This window comes from Pseudomonas sp. B6002 (assembly GCF_013385985.1).
Taxonomy (GTDB): domain Bacteria; phylum Pseudomonadota; class Gammaproteobacteria; order Pseudomonadales; family Pseudomonadaceae; genus Aquipseudomonas.
In genome coordinates, this window is the sequence record NZ_JACAOY010000030.1 from 390 (window position 1) to 15,179 (window position 14,790).

Consider the following 14,790-nt stretch of genomic DNA (forward strand, 5'->3'; position numbering starts at 1 on the left):
GTTTTGCTTACTTTTGCGCTCTTCAAAAGTGAGCCGCTGTAAGAGCGGAACCATAGGCGGCCGTTACCCAAATAACGGATATGTACTCGGTCAGCTCTTGTGAAGCTTACTCATCAGCTGCGCCTCAGCCTGAGTCAACCCACAAGACTGCGTCAACTCATCCACCGTCGCCCCCATCCCCACCAATTTCGCCGCCTGCGCAAACGAAAGGCTGGACGGATCACGCTGTTCAATCTGCGCCAACTTATCCGGCAACGGCCCCAGGATCGCGCGCAACTCGTGCACCTCGTCCCCGACCTTCACCGCACTCTGCTGGAAGTGATCAACCCGCTTGGCCAACTCCACCAGGCGTCGGTCCCGCACGGCATCACGCTCGGCCTGCTGCAAAGCCAATTCCCGCTGCTGACGCACATAGCGCAGCACAAATGCCAGCGTCCCGGCCCACAACAGGGCCAGGACGATCACCGCCGCCTCAAGGAACAATCAGATGCTCTCCAGTTCCGACCATTCTTCTTCGCTCATCATCTTGTCCAGCTCAACCAGAATCAGCAGCTCGCCGTTCTTGTTGCACACGCCCTGGATAAACTTGGCGGATTCTTCATTACCCACGTTCGGCGCGGTTTCCACTTCCGATTGGCGCAGGTAAACCACTTCAGCCACGCTGTCGACCATGATCCCGACCACTTGCTTGTCGGCTTCGATGATGACGATACGGGTGTTGTCGTTGACTTCAGTCGGCACCAGGCCAAAGCGCTGGCGGGTGTCGATCACCGTCACCACGTTGCCACGCAGGTTGATGATGCCCAGCACATAGCTTGGCGCACCCGGTACCGGCGCGATCTCGGTGTAGCGCAGCACTTCCTGCACGCGCATCACGTTGATGCCGTAGGACTCGTTGTCCAGTTTGAAGGTCACCCATTGCAGGATCGGATCATCCAAACCTTGTGCGGACGCTGATTTATTCATACCCCTGACCCCTTCAAATGCCGCATGACACGGCGTGTGTGCTTCATTGGCCGCATTCGCATGCGACCCTTATTGTTCAATCAACTGTGTTTGTTCAGTGGCATCGATTTGACGGCGCCGCTGGCGATCAGCTCGGCCAGCTCGGCGACGTCGAGCAACGCGCACATGTGTTCGATCACTGTGCCTGCCAGCCAAGGCCGTTGGCCCCGGTGGCTGCGCCATTTGATTTCGTTCGGGTCCAGGCGCAACGAGCGGCTGACTTGATGAACCGCCAGCCCCCACTCGTAGCCCTGCACCGAGATCACGTACTGCAAGCCCTGGCGGAAGTCATCACGGTAGCGGTCGGGCATCACCCAGCGCGCGGTATCGAGGACTTTCAAGTTGCCCGCCTGGCTCGGCAGGATGCCGAGGAACCACTCCGGTTGCCCAAACAGCGGTGTCAGCTCCTGGCCTTCCAGAGAATAGATCGAACCCAGGCACACCAGCGGCACGGCCAGGGTCAGGCCTGCGACATCGAACAGCAGGCATTCGAAAGGCTCAGCGGCCCAGGAGGGTCGGTCGTCGCCCGTCACCGGTGGCGGCGTGATGCTCGGCGGCAGGTGCACCTCGACCACGGGCTCGACCACCACGGGCGCTACAGTCGCCACCACCACGGGGACGATCGGCACCACAACCGGCGCGACAACCACTTGGGCATCACGCGCTTGTTCTTCCAGCACCGCCAGCTGGAATTCATCCAACGTGCTTTCTGGTTCGACGGCCGGCTCCAGCACCAGGATCGGCTCGGGCAATTCTTCAGCGGTCGCGTCCTGCAGCAAGGCGTCCAGGTAGGACTCCAGTGCCAGTTGCGGCCGGGTCTTGAGTTCGACGGGACGGTTCATCACGCCACCTGCGCCACAAGCTGCTGGGACAGCAGATGCTTGAGCAACGCGCGATAGGCCAGCACGCCACGGCTTTTCGGGTCGAACTGCGACGGCGCGAGGCCTGCGCGGCTGGCGTCACGCAGGCGCGTGTCCACCGGGATGTAGCCGTTCCAGATGGTGTCCGGGTAGGCATCGCGCAACACGCGCAGCGTACCGAGGGACGCCTGGGTGCGGCGGTCGAACAAGGTCGGCACGATGCTGAATGGCAGCGCCTGCTTGCGCGAGCGGTTGATCATCGCCAGGGTGCTGACCATGCGTTCCAGGCCTTTGACGGCCAGGTGCTCGGTCTGCACCGGAATCACCAACTGCTGGCTCGCTGCCAAGGCGTTGACCATCAGCACGCCCAGCAACGGTGGGCTGTCGATGATTGCGTAGTCGAAGTCCTGCCACAGTTGCGCCAGGGTCTTGGCGATCACCAGGCCCAGGCCGCTCTGCCCGGGCGACTGGCGCTCAAGGGTGGCCAGGGCGGTGCTGGACGGCAGCAGGGAAATGCTTTCGTTGCTGGTGGGCAGCAGCAATTGCCCCGGCAAGTCGGCCGGTACGCTTCCTTTGTGCAGGAACAGGTCGTAATTGCTGTGTTCCAGCGCATCCGGGTCGTAGCCGAAATAGCTGGTCATGGAGCCGTGGGGGTCCAGGTCGACCACAACCACACGCTTGCCCGCCTCGGCCAGCAAGCCGGCTAAGGCGATGGAGGTGGTGGTCTTGCCGACCCCACCTTTTTGATTGGCAACTGCCCAGACTCTCATTCGGTTGGTTCCTCCCGGTGGGCACAGGCGCGACCGAGACATTGCATAGGGTTATTGAGCCGGTGACGGAGAATTGACGTTGCCCGAACGAACCGGCGGCTTTGCAGGGGCCGGTGCAGTTTGTGTGCCAGCCCGCTTCAACGCCGCATCCGGTGTCGCATTTGCCGTCCCCGTGCCCGTCAGGCTGCGGCGCACATCGAGGTTGCGCGACACCACCAGCACCACGCGGCGGTTCTTCGCGCGGCCCTCGGCCGTGGCGTTATTGGCCACTGGCTGAAACTCACCGTAGCCCACCGACGCCAGGCGCCCGGGGTTCACCCCCTGCATCGCGAGCATGCGCACGATGCTTGCCGCACGCGCCGAAGACAGCTCCCAGTTGGTCGGGTACTGCGCGGTGCTGATGGGGAAATTGTCGGTAAAGCCTTCCACATGGATCGGGTTTTCGAACGGCTTGAGGATCGCCGCCACCTTGTCGATGATAGTGAACGCCTGGTCGCTGGGCATCGCGTCGGCACTGGCGAACAGCAGGCTGGAATTGAGCTCGATCTCGACCCACAACTCATTGCCGCGCACGGTCATCTGGTTGGAGCTGATCAGGTCGCCAAAGGCGGCGCTGATGTCATCGGCGATGCTTTTCAGCGGGTCGCTGGTGCCCCCCACGCCGGCTGCGGTTTCGTCGCTGTCGTTGACCAGCGGCTTGGCCGGGGTCACGGTCTTGGGCCGCTCTTCACCAATGGGGATCGGCTTGAGGGCGCGGTCAGCATCGTTGAACACACCGATCAGCGCCTGGGAAATGACTTTGTACTTGCCTTCGTTGATCGACGAAATGGAATACATCACCACAAAAAACGCGAACAGCAAGGTGATGAAGTCCGCATAGGACACCAGCCACCGCTCGTGGTTGACGTGTTCTTCAGGTTCGCGACGGCGACGGCTCACAGGCACCTCCCCCGGCAACACAAATCCCCTGTAGGAGCCGGCTTGCCGGCGAAAAACCCGAGCACACAGCAGGGTGCCCGGCAACCCGCGTCATCGTTGACGACTTTCGCCGGCAAGCCGGCTCCTACAGGGTGCATGTTCATCAATCCATGAAGCCCTGAAGCTTCAATTCGATGGAGCGCGGGTTCTCGCCCTCGGCAATCGACAAAATACCTTCCAGCAACATCTCGCGATAACGCGACTGGCGCATGGCAATCGACTTGAGTTTGCTCGCCACCGGCAACAACACCAGGTTGGCACTGGCCACACCGTAGATGGTGGCGACAAACGCCACGGCAATGCCGCTGCCCAGCTGCGAAGGGTCGGCGAGGTTGCCCATCACGTGGATCAGGCCCATCACCGCACCGATGATGCCGATGGTCGGCGCGTAGCCGCCCATGCTTTCAAAGACCTTGGCGGCGTTGATGTCGCGGCTTTCCTGGGTGTAGAAATCCACTTCCAGGATGCTGCGGATCGCTTCCGGTTCGGCGCCGTCGACCAGCAACTGCAGGCCTTTGCGCGCGTAGCTGTCGGGCTCCGCATCGGCCACGCCTTCCAGGCCCAGCAGGCCTTCCTTGCGCGCGGTGAGGCTCCAGTTGACCACACGGTCGATGCCGCCTGGCAGGTCCACACGTGGCGGGAAGATGATCCACACCAAGATCTGCATGGCGCGCTTGAACGAGCTCAGGGGCGATTGCAACAGTGCCGCGCCCACGGTGCCGCCGATCACGATCAGCGCGGCCGGGCCGTTGGCCAAGGCGCCGAGGTGGCCACCTTCGAGGTAGTTGCCGCCGATGATCGCGACAAACGCCATGATGATGCCGATCAGGCTCAACACATCCATCAGAGGCAGGCCTCCACCAGATGCTTGCCGATGTCGTCCAGGCTGTAGACCGCATCGGCCAGGTCAGCCTTGACGATGGCCATGGGCATGCCATAGATCACACAGCTGGCTTCGTCCTGGGCCCAGATGGCGCTGCCGCCCTGCTTGAGCAGGCGTGCGCCTTCACGGCCGTCGGCGCCCATGCCGGTGAGCACCACCGCCAGAACTTTGTCGCCGTAGGACTTGGCTGCCGAACCGAAGGTGATATCCACGCAAGGCTTGTAGTTGAGGCGCTCATCGCCCGGCAGGATTTTGATCGCGCCACGGCCGTCCACCATCATCTGCTTGCCACCCGGGGCCAGCAGCGCCAGGCCAGGACGCAGGATGTCGCCATCCTCGGCTTCCTTGACGCTGATGCGGCACAGCTTGTCCAGGCGCTCGGCGAAGGCCTTGGTGAACGCGGCCGGCATGTGTTGCACCAGCACGATCGGCGCCGGAAAGTTGGCCGGCAACTGGGTCAGCACACGTTGCAGGGCAACCGGGCCGCCCGTGGACGTGCCGATGGCCACCAGTTTGTAGGCTTTACGCTTGGGGGCAGGCGAATGAGCGGCAGCCGGCGCAGCAGCCCGCACCGGTGCAGGTGCCACAGGACGCGCAACCGGTGCCGGCGCAGGACGCCCGAACGCGCTGGTCGGGGCCGCTGCGGGAGCCGGGGTTGGCGCAGGCGCGGGGGTGCTGAACAGGCTGCGACGGTTACTGCGGGAAATGCTGTGCACCTTCTCGCACAGCATCTGCTTGACCTTCTCGGGGTTGCGCGAGATGTCTTCGAAGTTCTTCGGCAGGAAGTCCACCGCGCCGGCGTCCAGCGCATCCAGGGTCACCCGGGCGCCTTCGTGGGTCAGCGAGGAGAACATCAACACCGGGGTCGGGCAGCGTTGCATGATGTGCCGGACTGCGGTGATGCCATCCATCATCGGCATCTCGTAGTCCATGGTGATCACGTCCGGCTTCAACGCAATGGCTTGATCAATCGCCTCTTTGCCGTTGGTGGCCGTGCCGACCACCTGGATCGTTGGATCGGCGGAAAGAATTTCCGAGACGCGGCGGCGGAAGAAACCCGAATCGTCCACCACCAGGACCTTGACTGCCATAAACACTCCGTTAGGCGGGGCGGGCAATACCGCCCTGCCCCACCAGAATCAAATACGCCGAGCGGCGTAACGCTTGAGCATGCTCGGAACATCGAGAATCAGCGCGATCCGGCCGTCACCGGTGATGGTCGCACCCGACATGCCCGGGGTCCCCTGCAGCATTTTGCCCAAAGGCTTGATGACCACTTCTTCCTGGCCGACCAGTTGATCGACCACAAAGCCGATACGCTGGGTGCCCACGGAGAGAATCACCACATGGCCTTCGCGCTGCTCTTCATGCTTGGCCGATGCCACCAGCCAGCGCTTGAGGTAGAACAGTGGCAACGCCTTGTCGCGCACGATCACCACTTCCTGGCCGTCCACCACGTTGGTGCGCGACAGGTCGAGGTGGAAGATCTCGTTGACGTTGACCAGCGGGAAGGCGAACGCCTGGTTGCCCAGCATCACCATCAGGGTCGGCATGATCGCCAAGGTCAACGGCACCTTGATCACAATCTTCGAGCCCTGGCCTTTGGTCGAGTAAATGTTGATCGAGCCGTTGAGCTGGCTGATCTTGGTCTTCACCACGTCCATGCCCACGCCACGGCCGGACACGTCGGAGATCTCGGTCTTGGTCGAGAAGCCCGGGGCGAAGATCAGGTTGTAGCACTCGGTGTCGGTCAGGCGGTCGGCGGCATCCTTGTCCATCACGCCACGCTTGACCGCGATATTGCGCAGGATCGCCGGGTCCATGCCTTTGCCGTCATCGGTGATCGACAACAGGATGTGGTCGCCTTCCTGCTCGGCGGCCAGGATCACCTTGCCGTTGCGCGACTTGCCCGACGCTTCGCGTTCTTCCGGAGTTTCCACGCCGTGGTCGACAGCGTTGCGCACCAAGTGGACCAGCGGGTCGGCCAGGGCCTCGACCAGGTTTTTGTCGAGGTCGGTTTCTTCACCCACCAGTTCCAGGTTGATCTCTTTCTTGAGCTGGCGTGCCAGGTCGCGAACCAGGCGCGGGAAGCGGCCGAAGACTTTCTTGATCGGCTGCATCCGCGTTTTCATCACGGCGGTCTGCAGGTCGGCGGTCACTACGTCGAGGTTCGACACGGCCTTTTGCATGGCTTCATCACCGCTGCTAAGGCCCAGGCGCACCAGGCGATTACGCACCAGCACCAGCTCGCCGACCATGTTCATGATGTCGTCCAGGCGTGCGGTATCAACCCGTACGGTGGTTTCGGCTTCACTGGCCGGCTTGTCGGCCACCGGCGCGGCAGCCGTCCGTGCAGGCGCAGGTGCAGCAGTGGCCGCAGGGGCCGGAGCGGGCTTAGCAGCAGGCGCGGCGGCTTTGGCAGCTACCGGTGCGGCCGTTGCTACCGCAGCGGCCGGGGCCACTTCGGAGAACTTGCCTTTGCCGTGCAATTCGTCCAGCAGGGACTCGAACTCGTGATCGGAAATCAGCCCGTCATCGGCCGGCGCGGCACTGGCGGCAGGCGCGGCGGCGGTTGCAGCGACTTCCGGCAAGGCGTCGGCCACAAAGGTGCCCTTGCCGTGCAGTTGGTCGAGCAACGCTTCGAATTCGTCGTCGGTAATGTCGGTGTTGGCGGAGGCCGCCGGCGCTTCTGGCGCGGCGGCAGGCGCCACGGCGTCAGCCGCGAACTGACCTTTGCCATGCAATTGGTCGAGCAGTGACTCGAACTCTGCGTCGGTGATGTCTTCGCTGGTCGGTGCCGCGACTTCAGCCGCCGCAGCCGCCGGGGCCTCAGCCTCGGCTTTGACGGCACTGAGGGAGTTGAGCAGCTGTTCGAACTCGCTGTCCGTCACGTCCGGCTCGGCTTCCACTACAGGCTCGGGCGCCGCAGCCGCAACGGGTGCGGCCGAGGTGTCGGCAGGTTCTGCCAGGCGCGCCAGGGCGGCCAGCAGTTCCGGAGTGGCGGCAGTGATCGGTGCACGGTCGCGCACTTCGCTGAACATGCCGTTGACCGCATCCAGTGCTTCGAGAATCACGTCCATCAATTCCGAGTCAACGTGACGCTCACCCTTGCGCAGGATGTCGAACACGTTCTCGGCGATGTGGCAGCACTCCACCAGCTCATGGAGCTGGAGGAAGCCGGCGCCCCCTTTTACAGTGTGAAAACCGCGAAAAATTGCATTGAGCAGGTTCGCATCATCCGGTCGGCTTTCCAGCTCGACCAGTTGTTCGGACAGTTGCTCTAAAATTTCGCCGGCCTCTACAAGGAAATCCTGAAGGATTTCTTCATCGGCGCCGAAGCTCATGTGGGTGCTCCTTAGAAGCCTAAACTGGATAACAGGTCATCAACATCATCCTGACCCGATACAACGTCTTCACGTTTATCGGCATGAATCTGCGGACCTTCACCCTTGGCGAGATGTTTTTGTGGATCTTTTTCCGAGAGGATCGCTGCGCGGTCATGTTCGATACCGGCAAAGCGGTCAACCTGGCCTGCCATAAGCACCAATTTGAGCAAGTTGCTTTCCACTTCGGTGACCAATTGGGTCACACGCTTGATCACCTGGCCGGTGAGGTCCTGGTAATCCTGGGCCAGCAGAATGTCGTTGAGGTTGCTGGAAACCGTGCGGTTTTCCTGCTCGCTGCGCGACAAAAAGCCGTCGACCCGACGCGCCAATTCACGAAACTCTTCCGCGCCCACTTCCCGACGCATGAAGCGGCCCCAGTCAACGCTGAGGGCCTGGGCTTCATTGGCCATTCCATTGACCAGGGGCGTGGCGTTCTCCACCAGGTCCATGGTGCGGTTGGCCGCCGCCTCAGTCAGCCTGACCACGTAGGACAGGCGTTCGGTGGCATCGGTGATTTGCGAAATCTCTTCGGCCTGGGGCATGTGCGGGTCAATCTGGAAATTGACGATCGCACTGTGCAGCTCGCGCGTGAGCTTGCCCACTTCCTGGTACAGGCCGCGGTCACGGGTCTGGTTGAGCTCATGGATTAACTGCACCGCGTCGCCAAACTGGCCTTTTTCAAGGCTGTCGACCAACTGGTGAGCATGCTTTTTCAGGGTCGACTCGAAGTCTCCCTGTGACGTTTCTTTATGCTCCATAGCTCCCCCGTGGCAGCATCAATGACCGATGCGTTCGAAGATTTTCTCGATCTTCTCTTTCAAGGCCAGCGCAGTGAATGGCTTGACCACGTAACCGTTTACCCCGGCTTGGGCGGCTTCGATGATCTGCTCACGCTTGGCTTCGGCGGTCACCATCAGCACAGGCAGGCTGCGCAGTTTTTCATCAGCACGCACGTGGCGCAGCAAATCGATACCGGTCATGCCCGGCATGTTCCAGTCGGTTACCAGAAAGTCGATGCTCCCGCTGTTGAGGATCGGAATCGCCGTAATGCCGTCATCCGCCTCGACCGTGTTTGTGAACCCAAGGTCACGCAACAGGTTTTTTATGATCCGCCGCATCGTTGAGAAGTCATCAACGATGAGGATTTTCATGTTCTTGTCCAATTCGACCTCCAAGCAGTCTTAAACGCGCCCAGCACCTGGACGCGCCATTTCAATCAACAGGCGTTACACAAAAAGGACTGCCCAGGGCACCACGGTACGAACCCGCGAAAGCGTGGGCTTTCACGGTAGCGTCTGCAGTGTCCCCACACTGCCTGTCAGCGCGCTCGCCACTCTCCCAATCGCCCCCGCAAGCGGGCTGCGCACTGGCTATGCAGCTGGCTGACACGCGACTCGCTGACCCCCAGGACCTCACCGATTTCCTTGAGGTTCAGCTCTTCGTCGTAGTACAGCGCCAACACCAGTCGCTCACGCTCCGGCAAATTGGCGATCGCGTCCGCCAACGCGCCCTGGAAGCGTTCGTCTTCCAGGTCACGCGACGGCTCGAGATGTGCACTCGCGCCGTCCTCGTGCAGCCCTTCGTGTTCGCCGTCCTGCAACAGGTCGTCGAAACTGAACAGGCGGCTGCCCAAGGTATCGTTCAAAATCCCGTAGTAATCATCGAGACTCAATTGGAGTTCGGCCGCAACTTCATGATCTTTAGCGTCACGACCGGTTTTTGCTTCAATTGCGCGAATTGCATCACTGACCATGCGCGTATTGCGGTGCACCGAACGCGGTGCCCAATCGCCTTTGCGCACTTCATCAAGCATTGCGCCACGAATGCGGATACCCGCATACGTCTCAAAACTCGCACCCTTGCTCGCGTCGTATTTGGTCGACACTTCGAGCAGGCCGATCATGCCGGCCTGGATCAGGTCTTCGACCTGGACGCTGGCCGGCAGGCGTGCCAGCAGGTGATAGGCGATACGCTTGACCAACGGCGCGTAGCGCTCGATCAACTCGCCCTGGCTGTCACGGGCAGACTTCTTGTACGCGTTGTAGCCAGTCGCTGTCATAGCACGGGTCCTGCGCTCGTCTGATGCACCAATCGCTCGACGAAAAACTCCAGATGCCCCCGCGGGTTGGCGGGCAACGGCCAGGTATCGACCTTCTGGGCAATGGCCTTGAACGCCAGTGCGCACTTCGAACGAGGGAACGCTTCATAGACCGCACGCTGCTTTTGCACGGCCTTGCGCACACACTCGTCATAAGGAACTGCGCCGACGTATTGTAAGGCGACATCGAGGAAGCGATCCGTGACCTTGGTCAATTTGGCGAACAGGTTTCGCCCTTCCTGCGGGCTTTGGGCCATGTTGGCCAGCACGCGGAAGCGGTTCATGCCGTAGTCACGGTTAAGCAGTTTGATCAAGGCGTAGGCGTCGGTGATCGAGGTGGGTTCATCGCAGACCACCAGCAGCACTTCTTGCGCCGCGCGCACGAAGCTGACCACGGACTCGCCGATCCCGGCAGCGGTGTCGATCACCAGCACGTCGAGGTTGTCGCCGATATCACTGAAGGCCTGGATCAGGCCGGCATGCTGCGCCGGGCTCAGGTGCACCATGCTCTGGGTGCCCGAGGCGGCCGGCACGATCCGAATGCCACCGGGGCCCTGGAGCAGCACATCGCGCAGCTCACAACGGCCTTCGATCACATCGGCGAGGGTGTGTTTGGGTGTCAGCCCCAGCAGAACGTCGACGTTCGCCAACCCCAGGTCAGCATCCAGCAGCATGACGCGACGGCCAAGCTCTGCCAGGGCCAGGGACAAATTCACTGACACGTTAGTTTTCCCGACGCCACCTTTGCCGCCGGTCACCGCGATCACCTGTACGGGATGCATGCTGCCCATTTTATTTCTTTACCTTGTCTTGCTTAGACGCAGGCTACATGGCTTGGCCGCGTGAATCGCTTGCAGACCATCGATGTAGATACATTTCACGGTGTTCATGCTGCCCTCAACCGACCCGTTTTGCCGGGTTGTGGTAAAGGTCAGCGAACATGTCGGCCATCGCTTCCTCGCTAGGCTCTTCTTGCATTTGCACGCTGACTGCACGGCTGACCAACTGATGACGGCGCGGCAGATGCAGATCATCCGGGATCCGCGGCCCGTCGGTCAGGTAGGCAACCGGCAATTCGTGGCTGATGGCCAGGCTCAACACCTCGCCCAGACTCGCCGTTTCATCGAGTTTAGTCAGGATGCAACCGGCCAGGCCGCAGCGCTTGTAGCTGTGATACGCAGCGGTAAGAACCTGTTTCTGGCTGGTGGTTGCAAGCACCAGGTAATTCTTCGACTTGATGCCACGCCCGGCCAGGCTTTCCAGTTGCATGCGCAACGCCGGGTCGCTGGCTTGCAGGCCAGCGGTATCGATCAACACCACGCGCTTGCGCAGCAGGGGGTCGAGGGCGTTGGCCAGGGACTGGCCCGGGTCGACGTGGGTCACCGACACATTGAGGATACGCCCCAGGGTCTTGAGCTGTTCCTGGGCACCAATACGGTAGCTGTCCATGCTCACCAGCGCGATGTTCTGCGCGCCGTACTTGAGCACGTAACGCGCAGCCAGTTTGGCCAGGGTGGTGGTCTTGCCCATGCCGGCAGGGCCGACCATGGCGATCACACCACCCTCTTCCAGGGGCTCGATTTCCGGGGTGACGATCATGCGTGCCAGGTGGGCCAGCAACATGCGCCAGGCCTGGCGAGGCTCTTCGACTTCGGCGGTAAGGGCCAGCAGGTCGCGGGACAACGGGCCGGACAAGCCGATACGTTGCAGGCGGCGCCACAGGTTGGCCTGTTGCGGCTTGCTGCCTTGCAGTTGGGTCCACGCCAGCGAACCAAGCTGGACTTCCAGCAGCTCACGCAGGCCATTGAGTTCAAAACGCATCGAGTCGAACACACGCGGGTCGACTGCGGGGGCCGGGGCTGGCGCAGCAGGACGCGGTGGTTCTTTGAAGGTCGGTTCTACCAACGGCTCGGCAGCGGTCAGCGGCAGGCCGGCGAACAGTTGGCGATTGGTGGTGGCATCGCTGTCGCCACGCATGCTCAGTTCAGCCTGGGCCGACACAATGCGCGAAGCGGTCTTGCGTAGCTCGTCTTCGAGTTCCATGTTCGGCACACGCGGCGCCAGCGCCTGGGGGGTGTAATCCAGGGCAGCCGTCAGCTCGACACCACCGGCAATGCGGCGGTTTCCGATAATCGCGGCGTCGGCGCCCAATTCATCACGAACCAGTTTCATGGCCTGACGCATATCGGCGGCGAAAAAACGCTTAACTTGCATAACCCACTACCCTCAGCCGTTGGGCCCTACTGTCGCGACGATAGTCACTTGCTTGTTGTCAGGAATTTCCTGATAAGCCAAAACGTGCAAATTCGGTACTGCCAGGCGCCCAAATCGCGACAACATCGCGCGGACGGGGCCGGCCACCAGCAGAATGATCGGCTGGCCTGCCATTTCCTGGCGCTGCGCGGCTTCGATCAACGAACGCTGCAGCTTCTCAGCCATGCTTGGCTCCAGCAGAACGCCCTCTTCCTGGCCTTGTCCTGCCTTCTGAATACTATTGAGCAATATTTGTTCCAACCTTGGTTCCAAGGTGATCACAGGCAGCTCGGAGTCAATCCCTACAATGCTTTGCACGATTGCACGCGACAATCCGACGCGCACGGCGGCCACCAGGGCGGCAGTATCTTGACTCTTGGCGGCATTGTTGGCGATGGCCTCGGCAATGCTGCGGATGTCGCGCACCGGCACTTGCTCGGCCAGCAGCGCCTGCAGCACCTTGAGCAATTGCGACAGCGACAGCACGCCCGGCACCAGTTCTTCGGCGAGTTTTGGCGAGGCTTTGCCCAGCAAACCCATCAATTGCTGGACTTCTTCGTGGCCGATCAGCTCGTGGGAGTGCTTGTAGAGGATCTGGTTGAGGTGGGTCGCGACCACGGTACTGGCGTCTACCACGGTGTAACCGAGGGACTGGGCCTGGCTGCGCTGGCTGACTTCGATCCACACCGCGTCAAGGCCAAAAGCCGGATCTTTGGCGGTTATGCCGTTGAGCGAGCCAAACACCTGGCCGGGGTTGATCGCCAACTCGCGGTCCGGGTAGATCTCCGCTTCAGCGAGGATCACCCCCATCAGGGTCAGGCGGTAGGCGCTCGGGGCCAGGTCGAGGTTGTCGCGAATGTGCACAGTGGGCATCAGGAACCCCAGGTCTTGCGACAGTTTCTTGCGCACACCCTTGATCCGCGCGAGCAGTTGGCCGCCCTGGTTGCGGTCTACCAGCGGAATCAGGCGGTAGCCCACTTCCAGGCCGATCATGTCGATCGGGGTCACGTCATCCCAGCCAAGTTCCTTGGTTTCCTGGGCGCGGGCCGGGGAAGGCAGCAAATCCTGCTGACGAGCGATTTCCTGCTGGGCCAGCACCTTGACCTGGTTTTGCTTGCGCCAGAACAGGTAAGCACCGCCGGCGGCCATGGCTGCCATGCTGAGGAACGACACGTGAGGCATGCCCGGCACGATGCCCATGATCGCCATGATACCGGCCGCCACGGCCAGCGCCTTGGGCGAGGCGAACATCTGGCGGCTGATCTGCTTGCCCATGTCTTCGGAGCCCGAAGCACGGGTCACCATGATGGCCGCTGCTGTAGATAACAACAGTGATGGCAATTGCGCCACTAAACCGTCACCGATGGTCAGCAAGGCGTACACCTTGCCGGCATCGCCGAAGGTCATGCCATGCTGGAAGATACCGACAGCCATGCCGCCGATCAGGTTGATGAACAGAATCAACAGCCCCGCAATGGCGTCACCACGCACGAATTTGCTGGCACCGTCCATCGAACCGTAGAACTCAGCCTCTTGGGCCACTTCCAGACGGCGAGCCTTGGCTTGGTTCTGGTCGATCAGGCCGGCGTTGAGGTCGGCGTCGATGGCCATCTGTTTGCCGGGCATGGCGTCGAGGGTAAACCGCGCGCTCACCTCGGAGATCCGCCCGGCACCCTTGGTGACCACGACGAAGTTGATGATCATGAGGATCGCGAACACCACGATACCGACCACGTAGTTGCCGCCGATCACCACCTCACCGAAGGCCTGGATCACCTTACCGGCGGCGGCGTGGCCGTCCTGGCCGTGCAGCATGACCACCCGCGTAGACGCCACGTTGAGCGCCAGGCGCAACAGGGTCGCCACCAGCAGGATGGTCGGGAAAACCGCGAAATCCAAGGGCCGCAGGGCGTATACGCAGACCAGCAGCACCACCACCGACAGCGCGATGTTGAAGGTGAAGAACACGTCCAGCAGGAACGGCGGCATCGGCAACATCATCATTGCCAGCATCACCAGCAACAACAACGGCACACCCAGATTGCCTCGCGACAGGTCAGTCAGGGTGCTGCGGGCCGTGCCGAGCATTTGAGAGCGATCCACCACCGGTATTCCTCGTTTCCTTGAAGCAAACTTTTGACGCCGAAAAGCGACTTGCAGGCGGTATTGCAAGAAGCCTTCCAACTTTTGCTTGAGGAATACACGACTGGCGTCTTTGCTCACCCGTCAGCGTGGATGGACCTTCGCGGCTTGAGGGCCTTTGGGGCCTTCCACAACGCTGAACTCAACTTTTTGATTCTCTTCCAGCGTCTTGAATCCGTCGGACTCAATGGCTGAATAGTGTACGAACAAGTCTTTCTGATCATCGTCCGAGGTGATGAACCCAAAGCCCTTTGCCGCGTTGAACCATTTGACCGTGCCCGTCGCCATTGCCTTACTCCCGACAGCTGCTTAAGAACTTGCAGCACTATCAAACCGCGAAGCCATGCCAACGACCACTGTCAACCTTGACAGGTCGCCCCCCATCAACGACGAACGGTAAATTGTAGTGAGCGGG

Annotated in this window: 15 protein-coding genes; all 15 read right to left on the reverse strand. The window is 61.4% G+C overall.

Translation table 11 applies throughout. From position 1 onward, the window contains the following. Positions 1 to 90: 90 nt before the first annotated feature. Positions 91 to 483 carry a DUF2802 domain-containing protein gene (locus tag HX792_RS27710; protein ID WP_176999070.1) on the reverse strand — a complete coding sequence of 131 codons (393 nt, stop codon included), beginning with the start codon at positions 481 to 483 and terminating at the stop codon, positions 91 to 93. Beyond that, positions 484 to 966 (reverse strand): chemotaxis protein CheW, encoded by a 483-nt coding sequence (locus tag HX792_RS27715; RefSeq protein WP_010564003.1) that lies wholly within the window; start codon positions 964 to 966, stop codon positions 484 to 486. Between the two features lie 80 nt (positions 967 to 1,046). Then, positions 1,047 to 1,847, reverse strand: a complete 801-nt coding sequence (locus tag HX792_RS27720; protein WP_176999071.1) for a CheW domain-containing protein — start codon at positions 1,845 to 1,847, stop codon at positions 1,047 to 1,049. Beyond that, positions 1,847 to 2,635, reverse strand: a complete 789-nt coding sequence (locus HX792_RS27725; protein ID WP_016976611.1) for a ParA family protein — start codon at positions 2,633 to 2,635, stop codon at positions 1,847 to 1,849. The genes HX792_RS27720 and HX792_RS27725 overlap by 1 nt, the downstream gene beginning before the upstream one ends. Before the next feature lie 51 nt (positions 2,636 to 2,686). Further along, a complete protein-coding gene (motD, locus tag HX792_RS27730) occupies positions 2,687 to 3,574 on the reverse strand; it encodes a flagellar motor protein MotD (protein WP_176999072.1) in 888 nt (295 codons plus the stop codon). 142 nt (positions 3,575 to 3,716) lie between these two features. Beyond that, complete coding sequence (locus tag HX792_RS27735) at positions 3,717 to 4,457, reverse strand: flagellar motor protein (RefSeq protein ID WP_010208778.1); 741 nt, start codon at positions 4,455 to 4,457, stop codon at positions 3,717 to 3,719. Continuing rightward, positions 4,457 to 5,587, reverse strand: coding sequence for a chemotaxis response regulator protein-glutamate methylesterase (locus HX792_RS27740; protein WP_176999073.1), 1,131 nt, complete (start codon positions 5,585 to 5,587; stop codon positions 4,457 to 4,459). The genes HX792_RS27735 and HX792_RS27740 overlap by 1 nt, the downstream gene beginning before the upstream one ends. Positions 5,588 to 5,635: 48 nt before the next feature. Next, positions 5,636 to 7,840 carry a chemotaxis protein CheA gene (locus HX792_RS27745; RefSeq protein ID WP_176999074.1) on the reverse strand — a complete coding sequence of 735 codons (2,205 nt, stop codon included), beginning with the start codon at positions 7,838 to 7,840 and terminating at the stop codon, positions 5,636 to 5,638. Between the two features lie 11 nt (positions 7,841 to 7,851). Further along, positions 7,852 to 8,640, reverse strand: a complete 789-nt coding sequence (locus HX792_RS27750) for a protein phosphatase CheZ (RefSeq protein ID WP_176999075.1) — start codon at positions 8,638 to 8,640, stop codon at positions 7,852 to 7,854. 18 nt (positions 8,641 to 8,658) lie between these two features. Then, positions 8,659 to 9,033, reverse strand: a complete 375-nt coding sequence (locus tag HX792_RS27755) for a chemotaxis response regulator CheY (protein WP_005790040.1) — start codon at positions 9,031 to 9,033, stop codon at positions 8,659 to 8,661. A gap of 167 nt (positions 9,034 to 9,200) precedes the next feature. Continuing rightward, positions 9,201 to 9,941, reverse strand: coding sequence for an RNA polymerase sigma factor FliA (fliA, locus tag HX792_RS27760; RefSeq protein WP_135292003.1), 741 nt, complete (start codon positions 9,939 to 9,941; stop codon positions 9,201 to 9,203). Continuing rightward, the gene (fleN, locus tag HX792_RS27765; RefSeq protein ID WP_003192912.1) at positions 9,938 to 10,771 is read right to left on the reverse strand and encodes a flagellar synthesis regulator FleN; all 834 of its coding nucleotides are present in this window, start codon (positions 10,769 to 10,771) and stop codon (positions 9,938 to 9,940) included. The genes fliA and fleN overlap by 4 nt, the downstream gene beginning before the upstream one ends. Positions 10,772 to 10,877: 106 nt before the next feature. Further along, positions 10,878 to 12,194: a flagellar biosynthesis protein FlhF gene (gene flhF / locus HX792_RS30245; protein WP_178925710.1), complete on the reverse strand. Its 1,317-nt coding sequence runs from the start codon at positions 12,192 to 12,194 to the stop codon at positions 10,878 to 10,880. 12 nt (positions 12,195 to 12,206) lie between these two features. Further along, on the reverse strand, positions 12,207 to 14,321 hold the full coding sequence (gene flhA, locus HX792_RS27780; RefSeq protein WP_218172831.1) for a flagellar biosynthesis protein FlhA: 2,115 nt from the start codon (positions 14,319 to 14,321) through the stop codon (positions 12,207 to 12,209). Positions 14,322 to 14,459: 138 nt separating this feature from the next. Beyond that, positions 14,460 to 14,663: a cold-shock protein gene (locus tag HX792_RS27785; protein WP_176999078.1), complete on the reverse strand. Its 204-nt coding sequence runs from the start codon at positions 14,661 to 14,663 to the stop codon at positions 14,460 to 14,462. Positions 14,664 to 14,790 lie beyond the last annotated feature (127 nt).